The sequence below is a fragment of the Devosia sp. T2-14 genome, from assembly GCF_055397495.1.
In genome coordinates this window covers 3,027,180-3,051,196 of record NZ_AP027921.1, presented here as the reverse complement: position 1 = coordinate 3,051,196, position 24,017 = coordinate 3,027,180, and the positions used below count along the sequence as shown (strand labels likewise).

At 64.0% G+C, this 24,017-nt stretch carries 26 protein-coding genes; 12 read left to right on the top strand and 14 right to left on the bottom strand.

Translation table 11 applies throughout. The annotated features are described in order from the left end of the window. The first annotated feature begins 21 nt into the window (after positions 1 to 21). The 4 genes from ACZ5WT_RS15040 to ACZ5WT_RS15025 all read left to right on the top strand — a co-directional run bounded on the left by ACZ5WT_RS15040 (position 22) and on the right by ACZ5WT_RS15025 (position 4,903). A complete protein-coding gene (locus ACZ5WT_RS15040; protein WP_464284590.1) occupies positions 22 to 1,008 on the top strand; it encodes an ABC transporter permease in 987 nt (328 codons plus the stop codon). Then, complete coding sequence (locus tag ACZ5WT_RS15035; protein WP_464284589.1) at positions 995 to 3,643, top strand: dipeptide ABC transporter ATP-binding protein; 2,649 nt, start codon at positions 995 to 997, stop codon at positions 3,641 to 3,643. The genes ACZ5WT_RS15040 and ACZ5WT_RS15035 overlap by 14 nt, the downstream gene beginning before the upstream one ends. Positions 3,644 to 3,654: 11 nt before the next feature. After that, the gene (locus ACZ5WT_RS15030; protein ID WP_464284588.1) at positions 3,655 to 4,014 is read left to right on the top strand and encodes a RidA family protein; all 360 of its coding nucleotides are present in this window, start codon (positions 3,655 to 3,657) and stop codon (positions 4,012 to 4,014) included. 145 nt (positions 4,015 to 4,159) lie between these two features. Beyond that, positions 4,160 to 4,903: a 2-keto-4-pentenoate hydratase gene (locus tag ACZ5WT_RS15025; protein WP_464284587.1), complete on the top strand. Its 744-nt coding sequence runs from the start codon at positions 4,160 to 4,162 to the stop codon at positions 4,901 to 4,903. A 36-nt stretch (positions 4,904 to 4,939) separates the two neighbouring features. On the opposite strand, the gene ACZ5WT_RS15020 is transcribed toward ACZ5WT_RS15025, so the two are convergent. The 4 genes from ACZ5WT_RS15020 to ACZ5WT_RS15005 form a co-directional block, all read right to left on the bottom strand. Then, positions 4,940 to 5,572, bottom strand: coding sequence for an ankyrin repeat domain-containing protein (locus tag ACZ5WT_RS15020; protein ID WP_464284586.1), 633 nt, complete (start codon positions 5,570 to 5,572; stop codon positions 4,940 to 4,942). 50 nt (positions 5,573 to 5,622) lie between these two features. Further along, a complete protein-coding gene (locus ACZ5WT_RS15015; protein WP_464284585.1) occupies positions 5,623 to 6,108 on the bottom strand; it encodes a GlcG/HbpS family heme-binding protein in 486 nt (161 codons plus the stop codon). A gap of 97 nt (positions 6,109 to 6,205) precedes the next feature. Further along, a complete protein-coding gene (locus tag ACZ5WT_RS15010; protein ID WP_464284584.1) occupies positions 6,206 to 6,787 on the bottom strand; it encodes a response regulator transcription factor in 582 nt (193 codons plus the stop codon). Further along, positions 6,784 to 8,283: a sensor histidine kinase gene (locus ACZ5WT_RS15005; RefSeq protein ID WP_464284583.1), complete on the bottom strand. Its 1,500-nt coding sequence runs from the start codon at positions 8,281 to 8,283 to the stop codon at positions 6,784 to 6,786. Before ACZ5WT_RS15005 ends, ACZ5WT_RS15010 begins: the two co-directional genes overlap by 4 nt. Before the next feature lie 161 nt (positions 8,284 to 8,444). Here ACZ5WT_RS15005 and ACZ5WT_RS15000 point away from each other — a divergent pair, with 161 nt between their 5' ends. Beyond that, positions 8,445 to 9,665, top strand: coding sequence for an MFS transporter (locus tag ACZ5WT_RS15000; protein WP_464284582.1), 1,221 nt, complete (start codon positions 8,445 to 8,447; stop codon positions 9,663 to 9,665). A 6-nt stretch (positions 9,666 to 9,671) separates the two neighbouring features. On the opposite strand, the gene ACZ5WT_RS14995 is transcribed toward ACZ5WT_RS15000, so the two are convergent. Continuing rightward, the gene (locus ACZ5WT_RS14995; RefSeq protein ID WP_464284581.1) at positions 9,672 to 11,027 is read right to left on the bottom strand and encodes an MFS transporter; all 1,356 of its coding nucleotides are present in this window, start codon (positions 11,025 to 11,027) and stop codon (positions 9,672 to 9,674) included. 220 nt (positions 11,028 to 11,247) lie between these two features. Then, complete coding sequence (locus ACZ5WT_RS14990) at positions 11,248 to 11,547, bottom strand: hypothetical protein (RefSeq protein WP_464284580.1); 300 nt, start codon at positions 11,545 to 11,547, stop codon at positions 11,248 to 11,250. 108 nt (positions 11,548 to 11,655) lie between these two features. On the opposite strand from ACZ5WT_RS14990, the gene ACZ5WT_RS14985 reads away from it, so the two are divergent. Further along, complete coding sequence (locus tag ACZ5WT_RS14985) at positions 11,656 to 12,246, top strand: 5'-methylthioadenosine/S-adenosylhomocysteine nucleosidase (RefSeq protein WP_464284579.1); 591 nt, start codon at positions 11,656 to 11,658, stop codon at positions 12,244 to 12,246. Here ACZ5WT_RS14985 and ACZ5WT_RS14980 read toward each other — a convergent pair. Continuing rightward, entirely contained in the window at positions 12,243 to 12,569 is a 327-nt protein-coding gene (locus tag ACZ5WT_RS14980; protein ID WP_464284578.1) for a hypothetical protein, read from the bottom strand. The two genes, ACZ5WT_RS14985 and ACZ5WT_RS14980, sit on opposite strands and share 4 nt — an antisense overlap. Positions 12,570 to 12,873: 304 nt before the next feature. Here ACZ5WT_RS14980 and ACZ5WT_RS14975 point away from each other — a divergent pair, with 304 nt between their 5' ends. From ACZ5WT_RS14975 to ACZ5WT_RS14965, 3 genes are all read left to right on the top strand, one after another. After that, positions 12,874 to 13,092, top strand: a complete 219-nt coding sequence (locus ACZ5WT_RS14975) for a hypothetical protein (RefSeq protein WP_464284577.1) — start codon at positions 12,874 to 12,876, stop codon at positions 13,090 to 13,092. A gap of 92 nt (positions 13,093 to 13,184) precedes the next feature. Continuing rightward, the gene (locus ACZ5WT_RS14970) at positions 13,185 to 13,649 is read left to right on the top strand and encodes a cell wall hydrolase (RefSeq protein ID WP_464284576.1); all 465 of its coding nucleotides are present in this window, start codon (positions 13,185 to 13,187) and stop codon (positions 13,647 to 13,649) included. 143 nt (positions 13,650 to 13,792) lie between these two features. After that, positions 13,793 to 14,257, top strand: coding sequence for a hypothetical protein (locus ACZ5WT_RS14965; RefSeq protein ID WP_464284575.1), 465 nt, complete (start codon positions 13,793 to 13,795; stop codon positions 14,255 to 14,257). Positions 14,258 to 14,290: 33 nt separating this feature from the next. On the opposite strand, the gene ACZ5WT_RS14960 is transcribed toward ACZ5WT_RS14965, so the two are convergent. Together ACZ5WT_RS14960 and fliK are read right to left on the bottom strand one after the other, a co-directional pair. Beyond that, positions 14,291 to 14,563, bottom strand: coding sequence for an EscU/YscU/HrcU family type III secretion system export apparatus switch protein (locus tag ACZ5WT_RS14960; RefSeq protein WP_464284574.1), 273 nt, complete (start codon positions 14,561 to 14,563; stop codon positions 14,291 to 14,293). After that, positions 14,560 to 15,504 (bottom strand): flagellar hook-length control protein FliK, encoded by a 945-nt coding sequence (gene fliK, locus ACZ5WT_RS14955; RefSeq protein ID WP_464284573.1) that lies wholly within the window; start codon positions 15,502 to 15,504, stop codon positions 14,560 to 14,562. Before fliK ends, ACZ5WT_RS14960 begins: the two co-directional genes overlap by 4 nt. 393 nt (positions 15,505 to 15,897) lie before the next feature. Between fliK and ACZ5WT_RS14950 the strand changes: the two genes are divergently transcribed. Continuing rightward, positions 15,898 to 16,122, top strand: a complete 225-nt coding sequence (locus ACZ5WT_RS14950) for a hypothetical protein (protein WP_464284572.1) — start codon at positions 15,898 to 15,900, stop codon at positions 16,120 to 16,122. 107 nt (positions 16,123 to 16,229) lie between these two features. Here the strand turns inward: ACZ5WT_RS14950 and ACZ5WT_RS14945 are convergent, their stop codons facing one another. Beyond that, a complete protein-coding gene (locus ACZ5WT_RS14945) occupies positions 16,230 to 16,973 on the bottom strand; it encodes a glycosyltransferase family 2 protein (RefSeq protein WP_464284571.1) in 744 nt (247 codons plus the stop codon). Positions 16,974 to 17,207: 234 nt separating this feature from the next. On the opposite strand from ACZ5WT_RS14945, the gene ACZ5WT_RS14940 reads away from it, so the two are divergent. Together ACZ5WT_RS14940 and ACZ5WT_RS14935 are read left to right on the top strand one after the other, a co-directional pair. Beyond that, a complete protein-coding gene (locus ACZ5WT_RS14940; protein WP_464284570.1) occupies positions 17,208 to 17,954 on the top strand; it encodes a FecR family protein in 747 nt (248 codons plus the stop codon). Positions 17,955 to 18,035: 81 nt separating this feature from the next. Further along, the gene (locus ACZ5WT_RS14935; RefSeq protein ID WP_464284569.1) at positions 18,036 to 18,860 is read left to right on the top strand and encodes an ion channel; all 825 of its coding nucleotides are present in this window, start codon (positions 18,036 to 18,038) and stop codon (positions 18,858 to 18,860) included. Here the strand turns inward: ACZ5WT_RS14935 and ACZ5WT_RS14930 are convergent. Genes ACZ5WT_RS14930 through ACZ5WT_RS14915 form a run of 4 tightly spaced genes read right to left on the bottom strand, consistent with a single transcriptional unit; the run spans position 18,857 to position 23,842 of the window. Further along, positions 18,857 to 21,559 (bottom strand): ATP-binding protein, encoded by a 2,703-nt coding sequence (locus ACZ5WT_RS14930; protein WP_464284568.1) that lies wholly within the window; start codon positions 21,557 to 21,559, stop codon positions 18,857 to 18,859. The genes ACZ5WT_RS14935 and ACZ5WT_RS14930 overlap by 4 nt on opposite strands. Continuing rightward, entirely contained in the window at positions 21,559 to 21,795 is a 237-nt protein-coding gene (locus ACZ5WT_RS14925; protein ID WP_464284567.1) for a hypothetical protein, read from the bottom strand. Before ACZ5WT_RS14925 ends, ACZ5WT_RS14930 begins: the two co-directional genes overlap by 1 nt. After that, entirely contained in the window at positions 21,788 to 22,162 is a 375-nt protein-coding gene (locus tag ACZ5WT_RS14920; protein ID WP_464284566.1) for a response regulator transcription factor, read from the bottom strand. Before ACZ5WT_RS14920 ends, ACZ5WT_RS14925 begins: the two co-directional genes overlap by 8 nt. A 57-nt stretch (positions 22,163 to 22,219) precedes the next feature. After that, positions 22,220 to 23,842 (bottom strand): helix-turn-helix domain-containing protein, encoded by a 1,623-nt coding sequence (locus ACZ5WT_RS14915; protein WP_464284565.1) that lies wholly within the window; start codon positions 23,840 to 23,842, stop codon positions 22,220 to 22,222. Positions 23,843 to 24,017: the final 175 nt, after the last annotated feature.

Below are 24,017 nucleotides of genomic sequence, written 5' to 3'. Positions count from 1 at the left end.
TTGCGCCCAGGAGAATGCTGAATGGGAAATCTGATTTTAAGACGCCTGATCAACAGTATCGGCATCCTGATCGTTTCCACCTTCGTGGTTTTCGTACTTGTGGCGCTGGCGGGCGACCCGCTCTTTGAGCTGCGCGAGCAGCAGCCTGCCGTCCCAGATCACGTCATCGCCGCCGAAGAGGCGCGCCTCGGGCTCGATCAGCCCGTGGTGATGCGATACCTGAACTGGGTCGGCGGGCTGACCCGCGGGGATTTCGGCCCGTCGGTCAAATCCAACCAGAATATCGGGGCAGAGCTCATGCCCCGCGTTTCGGTGACGTTGCGCCTGGTGAGCGTTGCCATTGGCATCGCCGCGCTGCTGGCGCTGATTGCCGGCACGCTGGCCGCGCTCTATCGCAATCGCGTCGCCGACCACATCATTTCGACCTCGGCTTTCGTGCTGATCGCCCTGCCCTCATTCTGGCTGGCCGTTGTGCTCAAGCAGATGGGCATCTTCGTCAACAAGAGCAGCGGCAGCCGCGTGTTCTTTACCGTGGGCGACGTGTCCGTTCCTGCGCCCAGCGAGTTCCTGCCGCTGATGGCCGACATGGCCGGGCACCTCATCTTGCCGACCATTGCGCTCACCATGATCCACTATGCCAGCTGGAGCCGTTATCAGCGCACGGCGGTGGTGGAGGCCCTGTCGAGCGATCACGTGCGGTTCGCCGTGCTGCGCGGCCTGTCGCGCGGCCGCATCATCCGCTCCCATGTGGTGCGCCCTTCCCTCATTCCCATCGTCACGGTGATCGCACTCGACCTGCCGGCGCTGTTCTCCGGCGCGGTGATCACCGAGACGGTCTTCCAGTGGCGCGGCATGGGCGGGTTCCTGCTCGAATCCATCGCCAACCGGGACGCCAATGCCGTCATGGCCTGGCTCCTGATCGCGGCCTTCGCGGTCATCCTGTTCAACCTGATTGCGGACATCCTCTACGCCGTCATCGACCCGAGAGTGCGCTATGGCGATGCTTGAAACCTCGATCCCTGCTGCTGACGACCAGCCGATCTCCCGCCTCACCATGGCGCGCCGCCGCTTCGTGGCCAATCCGCTGGCGGTGATGGGACTGACCGTGCTGTCGGTGCTGGTGCTGATCGCCATTTTCGGGCCGATGGTCTGGATCTATGGGCCGACCGAAATCACGCCGGACCTGTCGGAAGCTCCCTCGTGGGGGCACCCTATGGGCACCGATACGCTGGGCCGCGACATGCTGGCCCTGGCCATGCGCGGCATGCAGCAATCGCTGATGATCGCCGGGTCGGTGGCGCTGATCGCCAGCATCCTCGGCACCATCATGGGTATCGTGGCCGGCTATTATGGCGGCAAGGTCGACGCGACCATCATGCGCCTTGTCGACCTGGTGCTGACCATTCCAACGATCGCGCTGGCGGCATTCCTGGGCAACAGCCTGTCGCAGGCCGGCGTCTCCTGGCTGGGGCTGTCGCTGGTTCTCGGGGCCCTGTTCTGGACCTCGGTGGCGCGGCTGGTGCGCGGCGTCTCGCTCAACTTGCGCGAAATGCCCTATATCAAGGCCGCCAAGGTCATGGGTGCGGGCAAGCTGCGCATCATGCTGCAGCATATGGTGCCGAACGTCGCCGACCACATCATCGTCGCAACCGCGCTGTTGGTGGGTGTCGCCATCCTGTCTGAAACCGGGCTGTCGTTCCTCGGGTTCGGCGTGCGTCCGCCCGATACCTCGCTCGGCCTGCTGATCGCCAATGCGCAGAGCGCCGTGCTGACCCGTCCATGGATGTTCTATGGCCCCGGCGCGATCATCATTCTCATCGTGCTGTCGATCAACTATGTCGGCGAAGGCCTGCGCGACGCGTTTAACCCCAAGGCAAGCCCGTCCAATCCGCTCAACGCGACGCATGCGATCTACATTCCCGATGCGTCGCTGCCGCCGCCGGATGCCGACCATCTGGTCAGCATCGACAATTTCAGTGTGCACTTTGCCAAGGCGGAGCGTCCGGCGGTGTCCGGGGTCAATCTCCACATCAAGCGCGGCGAGGTTCTGGGGCTTGTGGGTGAATCGGGCAGCGGCAAGTCGCTGACCTCGCTGGCGATTGCGGGGCTGCTGCCAATCGGCGCCATCCGCACCGGCCGCGTCGCCTTTGACGGCAAGGATACCGGCGGGCTCGATTTCGAGGCCTGGCGCGCCTATCGCGGCCGCCGCATCGCCACGATCCTGCAGGACCCCTCGACCAGCCTCAACCCGGTGCTGACCATCGGCGCGCAGTTCGAAGAGTCGTTCCGCCTGTCGGGCAAGCTCGACAAGCAGGAAGCGCGCGAGCGGGCCGTGGAACTGCTGACGCTGATGGCCATCCGCGACCCCAAGAGCCGTCTCGACCAGTATCCGCACCAGATGTCCGGTGGTATCCGCCAGCGCATCGTCATCGCCATGGCGATGATCCACGACCCCGACCTGATCATCGCCGACGAGCCGACGACCGCCCTCGACGTGACCGTGCAGGCGCAGGTGCTGGACGCATTGCGGATCGCGCGGGAGCGCACCAATGCGGCGATGCTGTTCATTACGCACGACCTGGCGCTGGTCGCCGGTATCGCGGACCGCGTTGCGGTGATGCGCGAGGGTCGCGTGGTGGAAGAGAATGACGTGTTCACGATCTTCAACGCGCCGCAGGATCCCTATACCCAGCGCCTGCTGAGCCTTGCGCCGCGCCTGACGGCCGATGCCGTGGTCGGGTCGGGTGCTCCCGCCCTGCTCGCGTCGGGAGAGCCGCTGCTCAGCGTCAAGGACCTGTCGCGCCACTTCCTGAAGCCGCGCACCAAGCTGCTGACGGAAGACGAACGGGTGATCCACGCGCTGTGCGGGGTGAACTTCGATCTCGCGCCCGGGGAAACGCTTGGCATCGTGGGCGAGTCCGGCTCGGGCAAGACCACGCTGCTGTCGACCATTCTGGGGCTCTATCGCCCGACGACTGGCCAGGTGGTGTTCGAAGGGGTGGACCTTGCCTCGGCAAGCCCGGCAAAGCGCCTCGCGGCAAGCCAGCGCATGTCGGTGGTTTTCCAGGACCCCTACACCTCGCTCGACCCCCGCATGACCGTGCGCGAAATCCTCGAGGAGCCGGCCCATATCCATGGCCAGGGTGCGATCGCCCGCGCCCGTGCCTTGCAGGTGCTCGACCGGGTGAAGCTGCCGAAGTCGACCATCGACCGCTTCCCGCATGAGTTCTCGGGCGGCCAGCGGCAGCGCATCGCCATCGCGCGAGCCCTGATGCTTGATCCGCGCCTGGTGGTGCTCGACGAACCGGTCTCGGCGCTCGACGTATCGATCCAGCAGGACATCATCGACCTGCTGGGTGAACTGCGGCGCGATTCACAGGTGGCCTATCTGCTGGTAGCGCATGACCTCGCGGTGGTGGCCGAACTCAGCCATCGCATCGGCGTGATGTATGGCGGGCAGATGGTGGAACTGGGCGAAACGGCCCAGGTTATCGGCAAGCCGGCGCATCGCTATACGCAGACGCTGCTCGATGCGGTGCCGATCCCCGATCCCAAGCTTGAGCGCCAGCGCCTTGCCAATGGCCGCGCTCCGGCCTGGCCCGGCCCTGGCGAAAAGCTGGCCGCCTGCACAATTTCTCACTGAAAGGACTAGTAATGACCATCCAGCGCCTTCGCGTCGGCAAGCGCATGAGCGGCATCGTGATCAACGGCCGCAACGTGCATATGTCGGGCATGACTGCCGCCAACCATGTCGGCCGCACCGTTGCCCAGCAGACCACGGACATCCTTGCCCGCATCGAAGACCTGCTCGCAGAAGCCGGCACCGACAAGCGCCACCTGGTGCAGGTCAACATCTGGCTGAGCGATATCGCGACCTTCGACGAGATGAACAGCGTGTGGGACAATTGGGTCCCCGAAGGCTGTGCCCCGGTCCGCGCAACAGTCGAGGCTCGCCTCGCCCTGCCCGAGATCAAGGTTGAAATTCAGGTTCTGGCTGCACTGCCGGACGCCTGACCAGCGTGGCCGGGGTGCGCCCAAGCCCCCGGCCATCACTTTTCGAGTTATCCCATATCCTACCTTGCATCGGGACGACGGGACGTTCATTTGGTGGCATGCTGACCGCAACCGATTTGATATCGGCACCATTCTGGACCCCAACATGCCTCACTCACTGACCACACTGCTGCTCGCACAACGGCAAGCCGGCACCCAACTGACCGATCTGCCTGCGGACCTGGTGCCGCAGGACCTCGCCACGGCCTATGCCATCCAGGACGAAACCGTCGCGGCCCTTGGCCCGATCGGCGCGTGGAAGGTTTCGCCAATGCCCGAAACCGGCACGCCCTTCTGCTCACCCATTCCAGCCTTCAGCGTGCATCAGAGCGGCAGCGACCTGCGTCGTGCCGACTATGCCGATTTCGGCATCGAGGTCGAAGTGGCCGTGACGCTGGCCCGGGACCTGCCCGCTCGGGAGACGGACTACACGCCGGCCGACCTTCGGGGCGCTATCGCCAGCGTGCATGTGGCGCTTGAACTGCTGGCGTCGCGTTATGCCGACCGCAGCAAGGTGCCCCAGCTGGTCAATTTTGCCGACCTGCAGAGCAATGGCTGCGTTGTGCTCGGGCCGAGAGTCGACCCCACCACCCTGCCCGAATTCGGCAACCAGGAACTGAACCTGTATCTGGACGACGCACTGGCCGAGACCAAGCCGGGCGGCGCAACCACCGAAAACGTGCTGGCCGCGCTGGCGTGGCTGGCCAACCATGTGGTCGGCCGCGGGCTGATGCTGAAGGCGGGTGATGTCATCATCACCGGCGCGCGCATCGGGCCGGTTCCATTCGCGGGCAAGGTTGCGCGCGCGGAGGCTCCCTGCCTCGGCGTCGTCTCCGCAACGTTCAGCTGATTGAATTGCCATGCCGCCCCAAGGGCGGCATGGCGCTTACTTTGCTTCGAGCATTGCCGCGATTTCGGCGAAGCCACGGGCACGCGCATGATCCAGCGAGGTCCTGCCCTCGAAATCGGGGATCGTGCGATCCGCACCGGCATCGAGCAGCGTTTTGACGATGCGCTGAGCCACTGGCCCGCCATCGGTGAGGAGGACCGCCTCAAGCAGCGCGGTCCAGCCCAGATCATTGATATGATCGATATCCACCCCGGCTGCGATCAGCAGCTCCACGGCTTCGGGATGGCCCTTTTCAGCTGCGGGGATCAGCGCCGTGCCGCCAAAACGGTTGGTGCTCGCCAGATCGGCGCCATTGGCGAGGATGAGGCGGAGGATTTCGACACGGCCGTGAGCCCCGGCGACCAGATAGGGGCTATCCTTGATGTTATCCTTGGCGTTGACGTCCGCACCGGCCGCTATCAGCAGGCGGGCTGCTTCGAAGTCGTCGTTCCAGACCGCCACCAGCAGCGGCGTTTGACCGCTGTCGTTGCGCTCCTCGACTGCATCGCCTGAAGCCAGGGCCTGTTCCAATGCGGGATGGTTCCTAGCCTCGACTGCCGCAAGCACCGAGGCCTGCGCATTGCCGCTCATCGTCATGATCAACATTCCTGCAATAATGAACTTTCGCATGTCGCCTCCGCGGTGAATGCCCGCGCGCCTGAGGCGCGCGGGGCTGGCAATTACTTCAGGCGGTCGGCCTGGGCGTCCAGTGCAGCAACGGCACAGGCTTCGTCGAGGTGACCACCGGGAGCGCCGCCGACACCGATGGCGCCGATGGTGGCATCGCCCGCCTTGACCGGCACGCCGCCGGCCAGAACCAGGAAGCCGGGAATATCAACGAGGCCGGCTGCGCCCGGGTTTTCCTGAACAGTCTTGGCCATGCCGCTGGTGGGGTTGCGCGAGGCTGCCGAAGTATAGGCCTTGGCGGTCGCGGCGTCAGCAGTGTGGGCGCCTGCGTTTTCAGCGCGGACCAGGGCGAGCAGGATGCCCGAGCGGTCGGTGACGGCGGCAGCGACATTGTAGCCATCGGCGGCACAGGCCTCGACGGCACCCTGTGCCAGGTCGAGCGCCAGCTGGGTGCCCAGGCTCGGCAGGGCAACCTGATCGGCTGCGAAGGAAGGAACAGCCAGAAGGGCCAATGCAGCAGCTAGAACGACATTTTTCATCGGAGACCTCGTCTATAGAGCGGTTGTTACGACGAGGAAGGTATGGGGCGGGCGCCCGCTGCGAAATTGGCAGGCCAACCGAAGACACTCGGTAGGATTACGGATGGGTCATCAGCCATAGGCGGGTCTGCTCGGCCACGGAGGGCGTGCCGAGCTTGGCCGCGATGCTGGCACGGTGGCTGTCGACGGTGCGCACGGAGACATCGAGCGCCGTCGCGATCTCCTTGCTACCGAGGCCCCTGGCGACCATCTCCAGCACCTCGGCTTCGCGGTTGGTGAGCTGGGCAAGCGACGCTTCCGCCTCGGTGCGGACGAGCTGCTGTTCGAGCTGCAACTCACAGGCGGCAATCGCCTCCATCAGCACATGCTCGTCGACGGGCTTGACCAGGAAGTCGGTAACGCCCGCGCGAAAAGCCCGGCGGCAGGCCTCCACGTCGCCATGGCCGGTGATCATGATGGCGGGCCAGGAAATGCCCTTGGCGGCGAGCTGAGCCATCAGCTGCAGGCCGCTAGTGGTCGGCATACGCAGATCCAGGATGAGGATGCCGGGCTTGTCGCGATCCATATGCGCCAGCAGGTGCGCCGCATCAGGGAAAGCCCGTACGGTCTTGCCATAGGTCGAGAGCAGCAGGGTCAGCGCCTCGCGCACGGCGGCGTCGTCGTCAACGAGATAGATCATTGCGAGGCCTCGCATGGCAGGAGGATCGTGAAAACGGCGCCGCCCTGATTGGTAACGTGGATGCTACCATCCATATTCTCGATCAGCCGCGCGCAAAGCGGCAGGCCGAGGCCCATGCCATCGGGCCGGGTGGTGAAGAAGGGCTCGAAGACACGGGGCAGCTCGTCCGCAGGAATGCCGGGGCCGTTGTCGGCAACGGTGATTTCCGCCTTGCCATCGACACATGCGCCGCGGACCGTGATGACGGGGTGCGGGTGACCAGCCAGAGCCTCGGCGGCGTTCCGCAGGAGATTATGGATCACCTGCTGGAAGGCGATGACGTCGATGCGCACGGTTCCTGTGCCCGGTTCAACGTGGCTATCCAGGCGGATGCCGCGACGGGTCAGGTCTGGTTCGGCAAGGCGAAGCGCGTCGGCCAGGGCCTGGTCGAGCGGCATGCGCTCCATGCGGGGCGCGTCGCCGGCGATATAGGCGCGTATCCGGCCCAGGATGTCGCCTGCCCGCTTGGCCTCGCGGACGTTGGCCTCTAGGGCCTGATCAAGCACGTCGGGCAGGTTCATGGTCGCGGCACGCCGGGCGGCCTGGCTTTGGCTGAGCAAGGCGGCAACCGGCTGGGCCAATTCGTGGGCAATGCCCGAGGCCATTTCGCCCAGCGCATTGACGCGTCCGGCATGGGCCAAGCGCGCTTCCTGCTCGAGAAGGCTTGTCCGCCGCTCCTGCTCGCGTCGGGCAAGGACCGCGCCGCGGTATTGCGCGATGAGCCAGATGGCGACGCCGAGTGCCGCCAGCAGCGGCAACAGGACCAGTGGCGGCAACAGTTCCAGCAGGGAAAAATGACGGCTCACCTCCAGCCGGAGGGGCTGGCTGGGGCTGTTGATCGCGAGGGACTGGGTTGCGCTGAGGATGCCGCCGCCCTGCCCGGCGCGATCCAGCAGCAGATCTCCATCGAGCCACAGCTGGTAGCCATAGTCGGGCGGCAGGAGATCCTCGGCGATCAGACCGCCGGCATCGATCTCCATGCGAAGGAAAATGCCCGGCTCGACGAGTTTGTAGAGGTCGTAGCGGCCCTCGCTGGGCTTGCCGCGAATGGCCGTGCTGCCGGGCGTGGCCAGATCCGGCAGGTCCGCAGCAGGCCGCGTTGGGCGGGATTGGGCGCCGGATGGATCGCCAAAGCTGGTGACCACGGCCTGATCGCCGGAAACGCGCAGGGTCTCGATGGCGGTGATGCGCGGATAGAAGGTGATCAGCGCCTCGGCCAGGCCCTGCACGCTGTGGGAGGGTTCCTCGTCCAGCCGGACGACGGCAGCGATAGCGGTCAGATGCGCATCGTGCTGGGCCAGTTTTTCTGCCAGTCGCGTTTCGGCCTCGGCGAGGCGGCGGGACAAATCATCGACACCGGCGCGGTAGGCAAAGCCGCCTACCAGCGCGACGCACAGCAGCGCCGCGACCAGCCATGCCGCCAGCAACTTGGATCGGGAGAGGTAATCAGATTTCACAGGAGCCATTGGCCGTGGGTGGGTCGTGGTGAGGCGTAACCTCTGTCAGTCGGCGCGCGGGGTCAATCTTCTCATGGCAGCGAATAAAATGCGGCGGTCATGTCGATCTTGGGGCCGCCTGTTCGTCAGTGCTACAATTGCAGCGCCTGGGAGGGCTTGAGATGGAGAGACGATACGGGTGGGTTATCGTAGCGGCGGGGGCATTGATCACCTGCGTCGCATTCGGTGCGATGTTTGCGCTGCCGGTTTACCTGCAGCCAATAGCTGACGACACGGGGTGGACGCGCGCAGGGATTTCCGGCGCGATGACGGTTGGGTTCATCGTAATGGGCGTCGCCGGGTTTGGCTGGGGAACGCTCAGCGACCGGATCGGCGCGCGGCCTGTAGTGCTGACCGCGGCGATGCTGATGGGGCTCGGGCTGTTGGTGGCCAGCCGGGCGACCGATCTGCTGGTGTTCCAGATTTCGTATGGCGGCCTCGTGGGCGCGGCCGGTGGGGCATTCTTTGCGCCTCTGATGGCGACGACGCTGGCGTGGTTCGACAAGCACCGCAGCCTTGCGGTGTCGCTGGTTTCAATTGGCGCGGGCGTCGCGCCGATGATCGTGACGCCGCTGGCCAGCGTGCTGATCGGGCAGTTCGGCTGGCGCAGCGCCATGCTGGTGATCGCGGTGGGCGCATGGGCGATCATTGTTCCGGCGAGCTTCCTCATCCGGCGTCCGCCGGCGCAGTTTGCGGATGCAGCACCTGAACAGGCGAGCGCTGCGCCAGCGCCGCGATCGTCGGTGGGCGCGGTGATGCGGACGCCGCAGTTTATCGTGCTTGCCGGTGTGTTCTTCCTGTGCTGCGCGGCCCATTCCGGGCCGATCTTCCACACGGTGAGCTATGCCATGCTGTGTGGCGCGACGCCGCTTGCTGCTGCGAGCATCTATAGCGTGGAGGGCGTGGCCGGATTGTTCGGGCGGCTGCTGTTCGGCGTGCTGGCAGACCGGGTGGGCGTCAAGCGCGTCATTATCGGCGGGCTCGTGCTGCAGGCGGTAGGCATCTACACCTACATTTACGTCACGCAGCTGACCGAGTTCTACATGCTCGCCATGGTGCTGGGACTGGCCTATGGCGGGGTGATGCCGCTCTATGCGGTGCTGGCGCGCGACTATTTCGACGCCAAAGTGATGGGCACTGTGCTGGGCGGTATCACGATGACGTCGAGCATCGGCATGGCCTTCGGGCCGGTGGGCGGCGGCTGGATCTTCGATACGTTTGGCGACTACCACTGGCTCTATGTCAGCTCCGCCGCCATCGGACTTGCCGCTGCGGCCGTAGCGCTGACCTTTCCGCGGCCATCCACCCCGGCACAGGGCCGGGGCGAATTGCAGCCCGCGTAAGCAGCCTCAGGCGGGGCTCACCTGTGGAGCCCCGTCAATGTCGTCGTCATCGCTGCCCTTGGTGTAGACGGCCGATAGCTGGCGATAGTAGCGCGAATTGAAGGCCAGGATGGTCACAAGCAGGCCGAGTATGCCGGCCACGGTGAAGACCAGCGCAATACCGCGGGCCGGCCCCGTGCCGAACCAGCCGCCAATCGTTGCCGCGCCTGCCCCATCCGTCATAAACGGGATGAAGACGAACTGGGTCAGTGGCCCAATCAGGAAAGCCGTCAGCGGGGATGCGGACTGCTCAACCGACTGAGCAAAGCCGAACACCCGGCCCTGCCGCTCCAGCGGAACCACCTTTTGCAGCGTGGTGTGCTCGGCCGCTTCGGCATAGGGCCCCAGCAGCATCCAGACGAAACACCCGCCGGCCAGCAGCCAGAACGAAGGCTGGATGGTGAAGACGCAGCACACCGACCATGTGATGGCATTGACCATGAGCAGGGTCTTGAGAGGATTGCGGCCGAGGCCGGTCCGGGCAATCACGATGCCGCTGATGATGAAGGCGACCGACAGCACGCCGAAGGTCAGGCCCCAGACCTGCACCGAAACCAGCGACAGTCCGTAGGCATCGAGCAGCGCCATGAAGATGCCGCCCAGGAAATTGTTGAAGGTGGCGAAGAAGATCAACGCGAAGAGGCCCGGGACCCCGGCAATGACCCGGATGGTGCCCGCGATATCCACCTTTTTAGGCAGAGCAGGCTCGCCGGGAGCTGCGGCGTTGGCGGCAGGGCTTTCGTCGAACTTCACCATCCACATATGCAGCAATACGAGCAAAGAACTGGCCAGCGCGAGGACGAGCACCACCAGCATGCCGCCGAAGGCCACGAGGAAACCGCTGATAACCGACGTGGTCAGGAAGCCAATGCCGCCCACCATGCCGACGAGGCCATTGGCCTTGTCGCGCCGGTCCTCGGGAATGAGGATAGTGACGATGGTCGGCAGCGCGATGCCACGGATATTGCCGGCGATCACGCCGAGCATGACCAGCAGCACAAAGCCCCAGAGGTAGGGTCCATAGGGGTTGGTGAAGGCACCCTCGGGCTCGGCCAGCAGCATGAAAAGCGCCAGCAGGTAGAAGAACAACGACACCGCGCTCGACCCCATCATGGCCAGGCGCTTTGGATTGTGATCGACGATGCTGCCGAACCAGAAGCCGAAGGCGGCCGTGAATACGAGGTAGAGACCGGCGATCATGCCGGTGGCAAACACCGACTGCGTCTCGATAAATATCCAGAATGTTATCGCGAACCAGACGGTATAGTTGGTGATATTGGCAACCAGATTGTTACCCAATATCTGATAGAAAATTCTGGTCATGGTGTTCCCTCGAGTGTGTTCACTTGGGCGAACGGCAGGGGTTTACCCAACCTGAACCAACCACAGTCTGATGCCAATTCTTGTCAGCAAGAGGTCGGAGCCGCCGGCGGCCCGGCTAGGACGCGGCAGGTTGGGAGAAACCGACAAGGCGCGGGGATTATTTCTCGCGAAGACGGGAGACCGCCTGCGGAGCGCGCAGGCGCCCGCCGGAACGTTCGCGTTACCGGTCGGGCGCCTGGGGCCAGTAGATGTCGCTGTCGAAATCGGCCGGAATGGGCGACAGGCGGGAAATCGCCGCGGCGGCGAAAGCGACCTGCAGGGCGTAGTGACTGACATGCTCGGGCATGGGCGCGCCGCTGATCGACTCGCGGCGGCGCCACTCATCGATGTGGCAGGATCGCAGGCGGCGGCGGGCTTCGGCTTCAACGTCCTCTACATAGACGTAGACCGCGCCAGAAGGAGAGCCGAGCCCGAGCGGCTCCGTCCATTCCCTGCCACCATCGATCATGCCGATACGCACTTTGGTCCCCTGAAGTCAGCGTGAATTTCTTAAGATTACCGCTTTCTCATTACCGAACCGGAAACGATTGGGCTTGGCAAGCAGGCGGGCCATGCTAGTCATGCAGGCATGTCCATCCTCTATGTCATGGCCGCTGAGGCCGAATATGGTCCGCACCTGCGAGCCCGAATTGCCCCACTTATGACCGGCATCGGCCCGGTGGAAGCCGCGATCGCGGTGACCAGAGCCCTCACCGAAGCGGCGCTTGCAGGCACCCTGCCCGACCTGGTGGTTTCGCTGGGATCTGCGGGGTCGCAGCGGCTGGAGCAATGCGGGGTGTATCAGGCCACCAGCGTTGGCTATCGCGACATGGACGCCTCGGCCCTTGGCTTCCCCAAAGGGCAAACGCCCCTGCTCGACCTGCCGGCGGTGTTGCCGCTGGAAACAGTTCCCGGCATCGCTACGGCGCGGCTATCGACCGGAGCCAATGTGGTTTCGGGCGCGGCCTATGACGGGATCGACGCCGACATGGTGGATATGGAGACATTTGCGGTGCTGCGGGCCTGCCAGGTGTTTGGCGTGCCGCTATTGGCGCTGCGCTGCATTTCCGATGGCGCCGAGGAACTAGGCCATGTCGGCGACTGGACGCGCTACCTGCACATCATCGACGAGAAGCTGGCGCACGCTGTCGATCTGATCGAGGCGAACCGGGCGGCCTAGTTACCCTTGGATTTCTTGTCGCGGCGGGCGCGACTCCAGGTGCTCCATTTGCGGGTGCCGCGCAGAATGGCCAGATTGACCGGGCCCTGCAGGAACACCAGATCGAGCGCAAGCAACAGCAGGCCGAGGGGCAGCATCCATATGCCCAGGACCGGCAGGAAGCTGAAGATGCCGCCGAGGATCAGCAGGATGGCCAGCGGTATGCGGACCAGTCGTGCACCTGGCCGCCGGATGCTCACCAGCATGCGCGCCGCAAACCCGGGAATGCGTCGCTCCAGTTTGTCGAACAGGCGATTCAGGCGGGCGTGGCTTTTGCTGGCCATATAGACTGTTCCCTACAAGTGGATGGCATTTCTGTGCATCTGGGGCTGCAATTGCAACCAGCCAAGTGCCGCGGGGTCACATTTTTTTCGAGACCACTGCCAAATCTGGCGCCGATGGCAATCGGAACCTACGGGCCCAACACGAGTTGATCCACCATATCAACCAATCGCCCGGAGCGTCACTATGGCTACTGCCGCAAAACGAACTCTGAAGTCCGTGGAAGATGTAACCGAAAACGCATCCGACGCACTATTCGAAAAACTTGCGTCTCTTCGCAAGGAGTTAGCCGCTGTTTCGGAGGCCGTGAGCGAATATAGCGGGCACAGCATTGAAGACGTGCAGCACAATGCGACCGCCCTCGCCCGCCAGGTGCGCCACCAGGGCGCCGTGGTCGCCAAGCAGGTCAGCCGGCAGGCTAGCGTGGCGGGAAAAGCGGTGCAGGAAAATCCGGTTCCGGTGATCGTGGTTCTCGGGACGATCGCCCTGCTTTCGGCGCTGCTTTTCACGCGCGACTGGCGCTAGGGTTTCATTAACCCTTCCAGTCAGACCTTCCTTAAGCCTGATGGGGCATTTTCGGTTGTACTTGCACAAATGCAACAGACCGGAGATGCCCCATGGCGCTTCCTAGCAAAGCCCTATTGCGTTTCGCCGCCCTGGCGGTTGCCACCACCAGTCTGGGCGGGTGCAGCTTTCTCGGCCTGAATTTCGGCATGGCGCAGCTCAGCGAAAAAGAGTGCCTGATGCGAGCCATGTACTTCGAATCCAACCGCTCGAGCTCGGAAGGCATGCTTGCCGTTGGCACGGTGGTGATGAATCGCCTCAACGACTCGCGCTACCCCAAATCGGTGTGTGGCGTGGTGGGGCAGAAGAACCAGTTTGCGCAGGGCGTGCTGACCAAGAAGATGACCGACAGTGGGGCGGTTCTCGCTTCGCAGATGGCGGACCAGGTGTTGCGCGGGGCGCGGCATCCGGGCGTGCAGAATGCCCAGCACTTCCACACGGCGGGCCTGCGCTTCCCCTACAACAACATGCATTACGTGCTCGAGGCCGGCGGCAACGAGTTCTACGAAAAGTACTAGGGTCTGGCGCGTCAGCCGGCGAGATTTGGTGGCAATTTGAAGTGCCCCAAAAATGCCACCATCCGAACAAACTTATTCCTGAAGTGGTCGTGTAACGAGTCCGTGATCGACGCTAACTCGGCGTCACTAAAGGACAATTACCGATGAACGCAAAGTTCCTGCTGCCGCTCGCCGCTGTTTCCGTACTCGCCCTCGCCGCCTGCAGCGACCCCAAGGCTCCGGAGGCCCCCGCAGCGACCACCGAGACCTCGGCTCCTGCCGTGCCAGCCACCGAAGTTGCGCCTCCGGCCGCTCTGGAAACCCCGAGCACCACGCCTCCCGCAACCGAAGTTGCACCGCCAGCCGCTGATGTGACCCCTGCTGCTCCGGCCGCTGCCGCACCGGCTGCTCCGGCTGCCGCCGCCCCGGCGATCACGCCAGAACAGGCGATGCAGGCTGTCCAAGCCCAGGCCGCGGCCATGACTCCCGAGCAGAAGACCGAAACCATCGCGGCTGCCCGCAAGACCGCAGAGGATGCTGCCAAGGCCCAGGGCATGACTGCCGAGCAGATCAAGCAGGCAGGCGATCTCGCCGAGGCTGCCACCAAGCAGATGCTGGGCGTTCAGTAATTCGCCTTTGCCCGCGCGCCACTGGTGCGCGGGCTACTTCTTCTTGCCGGCGTGCAGGACATAGCCGATGACGATGGCCACGGCCTCGTAGAGTTCGATGGGAATGGTGTCGTCGAGTTCGACGCCGCTCAGTGCTTCGGCCAGCACCGGATTGGCCTCGATCACCACGTCATTCTCGCGGGCCAGCTCGACAATGCGGTCGGCCAGCAGCCCCCGTCCCTTGGCGACGACACGCGGCGCCTCGCGCCTGCCCCGCTCATATTGCAGTGCAACCGCCAGCGACCGCGTTTTCGGCTCCTCGCTCATGTGCGCGCATCCACAAAATGGCCCGATGGCGGTGCAGGCGGAACCGGCGCGCCCTGACGGACGATCACCGCGCCAGGCTTGAGCCCAGCATCGGCCAGGGCCTCGCGCAGCGCGACAGCCTCACCCTCCAGCGCGGCCGTCGTGGCGGGTTCGCTGGCCCAGAGCATCACACCGGTAGTGCCGGCCCGAAGCGAAACCTGTGCGCCGACTTCCCCCATTTCGGGCAGGTTCAGCGCGAAGCGCATCTGCCAGCCACGCTCACCCGGCGTTTCGCTCTCGCCTTCCGGATCGCGGTGGATGTGGAATTGCATCAGCGTTTGCTGCGTGCCGATCATCACCGGCAGATCCATGCTCCAGTCGCCCGTCTTGGCGACGGGATCGGGCAGCGAGGCATGCTGGTGGAGCCGGACACGCGCCAGGGCGGAATCGGTTCGCTCCAGCAGTTGCCGGCCGATTTCCTCAGGGGCAGCGGCGGGATCGAGAGGCGGCGCATCATTGACGCGCCCGCGAGGCATGCTGCCGCGCAGGGGCGGAGGAATCTGGACAACGGGCGCAACGGCGGCCTGCTGACCGAGCCAGGTCGACAGGGTTTGCCGCAGCGCGAGCAAGGCCGACTTCATATCGGCCTGCGGCAGGGGCAACTGGCCCTTGGCGAGGGTCGCCTCCTGAAACACGCCCGAACCGCGCAGGGCAGATTGCAGGACTGTGCCATCAAAACGGGGGCTATCGATGGCGACGCGCCCGGCCAGAACCTGCTGGGCCGCGCGTGCCACCGGTTCGGGCACGGCGACCTTGCCCGCAATGCTGGTCAACGCTGCCGTGAGGCCAGTAACCGGCCCCTGCCGCGGCACCGACGCCTGCACCATGGCGGCGAGAGCGGCTTGCGGTGTCGTTGCGGGTGGAGTTGCGGGTTGCGATGTCGGCGCGGGGATAGGTGCCACCGGTGCCGCGTTTTGTGGAGCGACGTTGGGTGACGCGCCAGCGGGCGGCAGTGGCATGCCGGGGGCGGACACAGTTCCGGGCGCGCTTGATGCCGGTGGAGGATAAGGAATGGCCTGGCGGGCCTGGGTTGTGGCTTGCACGGCTACCGGCGGTGCGGCCGCCACTTGTGGCGCGGGGGCCGGAGCGGCGGTCGGCGGGGACGCAACTGGCGCAGGGGGTATGCCTGTCGGGGGCATAGCGGCTGCGGGAGCGCTTGGCATTGGTGGAGGCGCCGGGTTGCCCGGTTGGGGTAGTGGGCGCTGAACGGACGTGGCCGCGGGTGGCGCCGGTAGCGGAGCGGGATTGGTTGGCGTTGGCGTCGATGGTGCCGACGGTTGCAGAGCGAGGCGCAATTGGGTGCCACTGCCCTGCACTTCGAATTTGACCGTCGCCCCGGCCTGCAACAGCGTGGGCAGCAGCAGGTTCAGCATCTGGCCGCGAATTTCGACCTGGGTGCCGCCATTGGGAGCGGCGCCGATCACCTTGCCTTCAACGACCTGCCCCGCCTGCAGGGCCAGCGCCTGCAAGGCGCCGGACCGCGCAGCGGCTACGAGCTGGGGGAATTGAGTGGGAATTGACATGCCACACAGGCCCTCGGCCGCGTCAGGCGGCAACCCATACTAGCGTAGCCAACAGCATTCGGTGATTCTTGGCCGAAGGGGAATGCTGGATTCCCCGTCAGATTTCAGTCGGGACGGACGTCGGTATATTCCTTGGTCGCCGGCTTGCCGCGGAAAGTGACCCAGAAGAAGTTCAGCGTATACATGCCGGCGGTGCGGAAAACGCCTTCCTTTTCAAGGCGACGACCCGAGGTCTTCATCTTGAGCTTGAAGGTCCACTTGACGCCGCCGACCTTGGAGAGGCGAACTGCAACGTCGGTGTCTTCGCCGAAGAACTCGATCGAGCGATCATAGCCGCCGACCTGTTCCCAGGCCGCGCGCTTGAACACGAAATTGCCGCCTTGCACCACCGAGCCAACCCGCAGGATGAAGCGGTTGAGCACGTAGATCAGGTAGGTCAGGCCGTAGAACATGTTCACGAGGAACCGGCTCCAGGCGCTCATGTCGTAATAGACATAAGGGCCGCTGAGGCAGACCAGCTTGGGATCGCGGTTGAATTCGGCGAATACGGTATCGAGCCAACCGACGGGAACGATGGTGTCGCTATCGATATTGGCAATGAGGTCGAAGCCTTCGCTTGCAGCGAAGCCAGCGTCGCGGGCGTTCACGAGACCCTTCTTGGGCTCATCGACCACGCGCACGGTTGGAAAGCTGCGGGCAATTTCACCGGTCCGGTCGGTCGAGGCATTGTTGACCACGATGATCTCGGCGTCGGCACCGGAGCGCGCGACTTCTGCCACCACCGATTCCAGGCATTTGCCGATCAAAGCCTCTTCGTTATAGGCGGGAATAACGAATGCCAGTCTCATTGCTGTCTCTCTGGGCAGGGGCGGCTTGCCGCAATGGGCTGCAGATACCGTGTCAACGGGCCTACCGCAACAGATTGCGGCGGTTTTCCCATAGTGGGTGCCGAGCCAAGTCGTCGGGGATCATTAGAGTGCGCCCGAAGTCTGTATGCAATGGGCGGCTTGAATATTGAGCGGAGGCTGTAAATACTGTCATTCATCCGGCGTTCAGTGGCATTTTGTGACAAGCAGGCCATGATGAAACAGCAACTCTTTTCCTGCCTTCTCGCACTTTTTCTGTCTGCTTCGGCAACAGGAGCATTCGCTGCAGCTGAAGGAAAAGCTGTTGGGGTCAATCCCGACGCCGCCGCCCGCGCGGGCTCCGGGGATCGGACGCTGGTGGTGGGCGCAGATGTTTCGATTGGCGAGACCATCGTCACGGGCAATACCGGACAGGTTCAGATCATCTTTTCCGACAATACGAGGCTGGTCGTGGGGCCGCGCAGCTCGCTGCTGATTGAGACCTACATGCTGGCCAGCGCCAATACGGCGAGCAAGCTGACCATCAACGCGCTCAGCGGCTCGTTCCGGTTTATCAGCGGCAACAGTCCCAAATCGGCCTATTCGATCACGACGCCGACCGCCTCGATTGCGGTGCGCGGCACCGAGTTCGACATACTGGCGATGCGCGGCGGAACGCGGGTCATGCTCTATTCGGGCGCGCTGCAACTGTGCAACGCCGCCGGCGACTGCAAGCAGCTGACCGAAAGCTGCCAGATCGGCGTGGCGTCCAATCATGAGGCCGGGCTCTACTTGCGGAACGATCCGGCGCGCGCTCCCCTCAGCCAGGATTTTCGCTACGCCGATTTCCAGGGCGGATTGCTGGCAGATTTCTGGGTGAGTTCCCCAAAATCCTGCGTGGAGCAGGCGGCGCCACAGCCTTCGGGCCAGAGTTCGGAGCCCACCGGAGCGCCCCAAACCAATCGCTCGCAACTCAAGAACTGATGGCGGCGCTGGACGGCGCCCGGCTATCTTGATTGTATGCCCCCGGCGGCCCTGACGACCGCGTGGAGCTTTGAGCGGACTGTGGGAATCGACGCCGTAGACAATAAGCCGGCGGAACAGCCTGCCCCCGAAAGCTGGTTTCAACGGCTGCGTTCCAAGTTGCGGCTGCTCTATCACAGCCAGTCTCCCAAGGCGCAGCGGTTCCAATCGTGGGTGCTTATCGTCGATCTGGCCATCATCGCCTTCTTCATCGCCACGCCCCTGCTGCGCGAAGAACATTGGTTCCTATGGGTCGATTATTCGATCGCAGCACTGCTGGCGTTCGATCTGATCGCCCGTGCGCTCGCTTCGACCGATGTGTTGCGCTGGGCGCGGCAGCCGCCGGTGATCCTCGACATGTTCATTCTGGCGACGCTGCTGGCGCCGACATGGCTGTTCAATCTCGGCTTTCTGCGGATTCTGCGACTGTGGACCATGACGCGATCCAACGCGTTCTGGCGACCGCTGCGCAGGCGCGGGCTTGGGCTTTATCAGCCCTCGGTGCAGGCCGTCATCAACCTGCTGGTGTTCCTGTTCGTGGTGACGGGCTTTGTCTACACGGCCTTCGCCAAGCGCGGCGAGAGCGCCATCGAGGGCTATGTCGACGCGCTGTACTTCACCGTCACGACGGTGACTACGACGGGGTTCGGCGACATCACACTGCCGGGCACGTGGGGCAAGCTGACGTCCATCGTCATCATGTTCGTCGGTATTTCGCTGTTCGTGCGGCTGGCGCAATCCATCTTCCGGCCGGCCAAGGTGAACTTCCCCTGCCCGCAATGCGGGCTGCAGCGGCACGAGCCCGATGCCGTGCACTGCAAGGCCTGCGGGCACTTGCTCAACATTCCCGATCAGGGACTGGATTAGCGGATCACGGCCAGCCGGATGCGGAAGCAGGCGCCGGGCAAAGGCCCCTGGACCAGATCAAGCGAGCCATTCATGCGCGCAACGATCTGCCGGGAAATGGCGAGGCCAAGCCCCGCACCACCCTGATCGGCCACACCGCCTGGCCCGCGCCAGAACTTCTCGAAGATCAGTTTGCGCTCGCGCTTAGCGATGCCCGGGCCGTTGTCGGCGATCTCGACGACATAGCCGCCGGCGCGCACCGTGGATGACACACGCATCACCGGCTCGGCGGCGTCGTTGTACTTCACCGCGTTGGAGATCAGGTTGATGAAGACCTGGCAAAGCCGGTCCGCGTCACCCTCCACCATTGTGGGGCGGGCCCGATCGCCCAGGACTACCTTCATACCCCGCTGTCGCAGCAGCGCCTCGCAAACCGCCAAAGCCCGATCAAGAGCGGCCTCGGCATTGATCGGCACATTGTCCCAGGCCCGCTCACCGCGTTCGAGGGCGGACAGATCGAGAATTTCGTCCAGCAGCTTGGTCAGCCGCAGGCTTTCCTGATGGATGGTCGAGACGAAGTGGTGCCTCTGGCGCTCGTCGATCACGTCGGCATCGTCGAGCAGGATTTCGGAGAATGAGCGGATCGAGGTCATGGGGGTGCGCACCTCATGGCTCACCTGGCTCAGGAACTCGTCCTTCTGGCTATCGAGCTCGCGCAGCTGCGCGTTTGCGTCCTCCAGTTGCTTGGCGGTGGAGCGCAGCTCGGCAGAAGTTTTCTCCAGCTGCTGGGAATATTCGATGGCCTGCTGGGTCTCGTCGGCCATCTGCATCATTTCTTCGAGCGAGACGTTGCTGCCGGAGACCACCTTGGACAGCATCACGTGCGCCGATGCGGCGCCGATGGAGCCGGCGAGTTCGCGCTCCAGCCGGCCGATGAATTCGGGCGATGGCTCCAGCATGTCGGGGTCCACGCCACTCTCGCGCGCCTCCTGCTCAAACAGGGCGGCGGCACGCCGGTCGCCCAGCACGCGCTCGGCGACGAAGAACAGGTCGTTGGCCGTGGCGGAGCCCAGCACGAAATTGCCCCGCGTCACCTGCCCGCGCTTGAATACGTCGACGAATATGCTGGCCTGGATGCGTTCGAGGGCCGACTGATTGGTTAGTAGCGACCCGACAGTCAGGATCACCACATTGGCGGTGAGGCTCCAGAAGGCGGCATGGGCCAGCGGATCAAGACCATTGAGGCCAAACATGGCTTCGGGACGCAGCCAGGAAATGCCCCACGGCCCCTCGGCAAGCAGCATCGCCACCTGCGGCGACACCGATTCAAACGACGGCAGGAAGCTGCACCAAACCCAGAACACGAAGCCGGCGGCGATGGCCGCGGTTGCCGCCTTGAGGGTTGCCTCGCGCCAGAACAGCGCCGCAATTACCGATGGGAAGAGCTGGGCAATGGCGGTGAAGGAGATGAGGCCGATCGGCGCCAGTGCGTCGGAATCCCGGGTGAAGAAGAAGTAGAAAAAGCCCAGCGAAAGGATGAGCACAATGGAAAAGCGCCGGGCGTTGAGCAGGAGATTGGTCACCCCCTGCCCGTCGCCGCTGCGGCCCGAGGTGAAGCGCAGGATCAGCGGCATGACGATGTGATTGGAGACCATGATCGAGAGCGCGATCGACTCCAGGATGATCATCGACGTGGCGGAGGAAAACCCGCCAATGAAGGCGAATAGCGCCAGCCCGTCCTGCCCGAAGGCCAGTGGCAGGGTGAGTCCGAACATGTCGGGATTGGAGCCCGGGGGCATCTTGGTCAGGCCGAAAAACGCGATCGGCAGGATGAAGATGCTCATGAGCATCATGTAAGCCGGGAAGGCCCAGCTGGCGACGCGCAGGTGGTTCTCGTTGGAGTTTTCGACCACGGTCACCTGGAACTGGCGCGGCAGGCAGACGATTGCCGCGATGGACAGGCCCAGTGTCGTCAGCCAGCGGCTATCGAAGGTGTCATGCGCATCCACCGATACGCCAATGGCTGCGGCGTCGCTGAAAATCTTCTCGAACCCGCCGCCGACATAGACGACGAAAATGCCGACCGCGAGCAGCGCCGTCAGTTTGACGATGGCCTCGAAGGCGATGGCGGCGACGACGCCGTGGTGCTGTTCCTTGGCGTCGACGTGGCGCGTTCCGAACAGGATGGTGAAGACCGCCATGCCGGCCGCGATGCCAAAGGCCAGTCCGACGTCGTCAATGCCCTTGAGGCTCCCCTGCCCAAAATCGGACGAACCGGCCACGGCCTGGATCGAGGAGGTCACGGCCTTCAGCTGCAGCGCGATATAGGGCGCGATGCCAACGACGGCGATGCAGGTGATGAGCACTGCAAGCCGGTTGGACTTGCCGAAGCGAGACGACAGCAAGTCGGCGACCGAGGTGATGCGCTGATGATGGCTGATGCGAACAAGACGTCTCAGCAGGAACCACCAGCCCACGAAAACAAGAGTGGGGCCGAGATAGATGGTCAGAAACTCAAGCCCGCTGCGCGCGGCATTGCCAACGGCGCCATAGAAGGTCCAGCTGGTGCAGTAGACCGAGATGGACAGCGTGTAGACGGCCGGGGAATGCAGGATCGATTTCTTGCTGGTGCGGGCGCGGCGGTCGCCGACATAGGCCAACACGAATAGCAGGACCACATAGGCAACGGCGGTCGCGATGACGAAATCGGCGGATAGCATCAGCGCTCTCCCTCGCCATCGTCGTCATCCAGCTTTTGCGGTGGCATGGCGTGGGCAAGCAGCGCGGTGCCGATGATCAGCAACACCCAAAGGGCAAACAGATACAGCACGATCTGAGGCACACCAAAGTGGGTGATCGGGTGGTCGAACAAGTAGGCCAGCGGCGGCAGCATCAGCAGTGCTCCAAACACTGTCAGCAGCAGCGCGCCACCGGCAAGCTTGCGCGGGTCACCCATCTTCGCCCAACAATTGCCGGACCGCCCCGACGACCTCGGCATTGGCATAAGGCTTGGTGATGAACCGATCAGCGCCGAACTCCTCGGCGATGCGCCGGTCCTGCTGCTGGCCTTTGGCGGTCAGGATCAGCACCGGCAGTTCGCGCATATCCAGATCAGCACGGATTTGCTTGAGCACTTCGAAGCCGCTGCGCTTGGGCAGCATGACATCGAGAACCAGCACGCGCGGACGCAGCCGGCGAATGGCCTCAAGCACAGCATCGCCCTCGGCGACGGAGCCAATGGTCCATCCCGCGCGCTTCAGGATGAAGTCGAGCGATTCAAGAATGCTCGGTTCATCCTCCGCAATGAGTACGTCGATTGCCAATTTCCCCCCTTTGGCACTCGCGGTCTCCCCTCCGCAAGTTCATGCACTTAAGCGTAATCACGGCGCATCGCCAAGGCCCAATTCCATCGGCAGCAATGGCGAGCGGCCTGATGAGGCGCCCTCACCCGGCGCCACGGCTGCTTCCTGGCGGCTCGAACAGTCGCGCCGCGTGCAAAGCCGGCAGCTCGGCCCGACGGGTATATCAGCAGAGACGTCGCTGAGGTCGAGGCCGGCACCGTAAATGATCCTGTCGGCATGCAGCACGTCGCAGGCCAGCATGACCGACGACAGAACGGGCTGTTCACGGAAGGAGCCGGGACGGCGTTGCACGGTGCGCGCCACGAACAGGTATCGCGAGCCATCGGAGAAGCGCACCACCTGCCGCACCATGTTGTCCGGGGAGCGGAAGGCGCCATAGATCGCCCAGAGCGAACAGGCGTGGCCACTATTGGGCAGTAGCAGGCCAGGCAAGGGAAAGTGCTTGGTCAGGCGCCCCGCGGGGTCGGAGCGCAGGAAGCCGAAGGGGATGCCCTCAGCGCCCGGACGACGCAGCGTTACGAGGCGATGAGCCACCTGCTCGAAGCTGGCATGATAGATGTGGCGGAGCTGATCGACGTCATAGGCGCAGGCTTCTGCATCGGCGAGCGTCCGGGCATAGGGGAACACGATGGCCCCGGCCAGATAGGAGCCAACGGCGCGCGCGGCCAGTCGCCGGGCGGTCGGAGTCGAGAGTACGGCGCTTTCCAACGTACCGGTGATAACATCGGGCGCGGCGAGCTCGGCATAGAGCCGCGTTAGCTGGAACTGCCTGGTGGCGAGCGTCGTGGCACCGTGGAACCACATGCTGCGGCGAGTGGGATCAAACCGGTACTGGCCGGGAAAATCCGTGATATCCGGGGCTCCGCCAATGACCAGGCTCACGCCGAACTGGCGCTGCAGCAGGTCCGTCAGCGTTGCGACGCCGAAAGGTCCTGCGCGATCGATTTCCTCGCGGAGCGAATCCGCGACGGTTTCCAGCTCGGGAAAGTGGTTTTGGCGGTCGATGATGAGGTCATCGATCTCACGGGCGGGGGAGACGCTGCTGCGTGCCCTGCTCGAGGTATCGAATTGCCCGATCAGGCTGCGCGCCACGTCCGACAGAGCCCGCGCGTCGCGGCCGATCGCGGCCAGGAACCTCTGGCGCTCAGCCTCATCAAGATCGCCGACCTCCTCCAGAATTTCCGCGCGCGAGCGAACGGCGGTAATGCCGGAGAGAATCTGGTGCAGCAGTTGCGACAGCAATGGGTCCGAACGCAGCCGGTCTGCATAGGCGTCGGCGCTGGCGGTGGCGCCAGCATAGGCGCGGTGCAGACGGGCGAGCGCCGCGGCGCTGGCCGGATATTGGGCCACCAGTTCACGCCGCTCGTCGGGGCGAAACGGCAGCGACTCGAGCATAGGATCGGCGAAGGCTTCTTCGAGATCCTGCAGCAGCTTTTGCTCGGTCCGCCCGGCCAGTTCATCAATGTCGATATCGAGCTGGACGGCCACGCGGTTCAGCAATGCGCCGCCAATGTCGCGTTTGTTGTTCTCGATGAGGTTCAGATAGCTGGGCGATATGCCAACAAGTCGAGCCAGCGCAGCCTGAGAAATCTTGAGCGACTTCCGCCTGTTACTGATGCGAAATCCGATCGGCGCGCGCATGTCGAACCCCTCAGCAAACCGCCGCATGTCAATGAATTGACTGCATTGCAGCACGTTCAGGACAATAATTTACAGAATATCTCTGCAATTACAATGACCTATTGCTGTCATTTTCCTCCGGTGGAACTATCCGCAATGCGGTGAGCTGCTGGCTATGTATCGGTCGCCCCGCGCC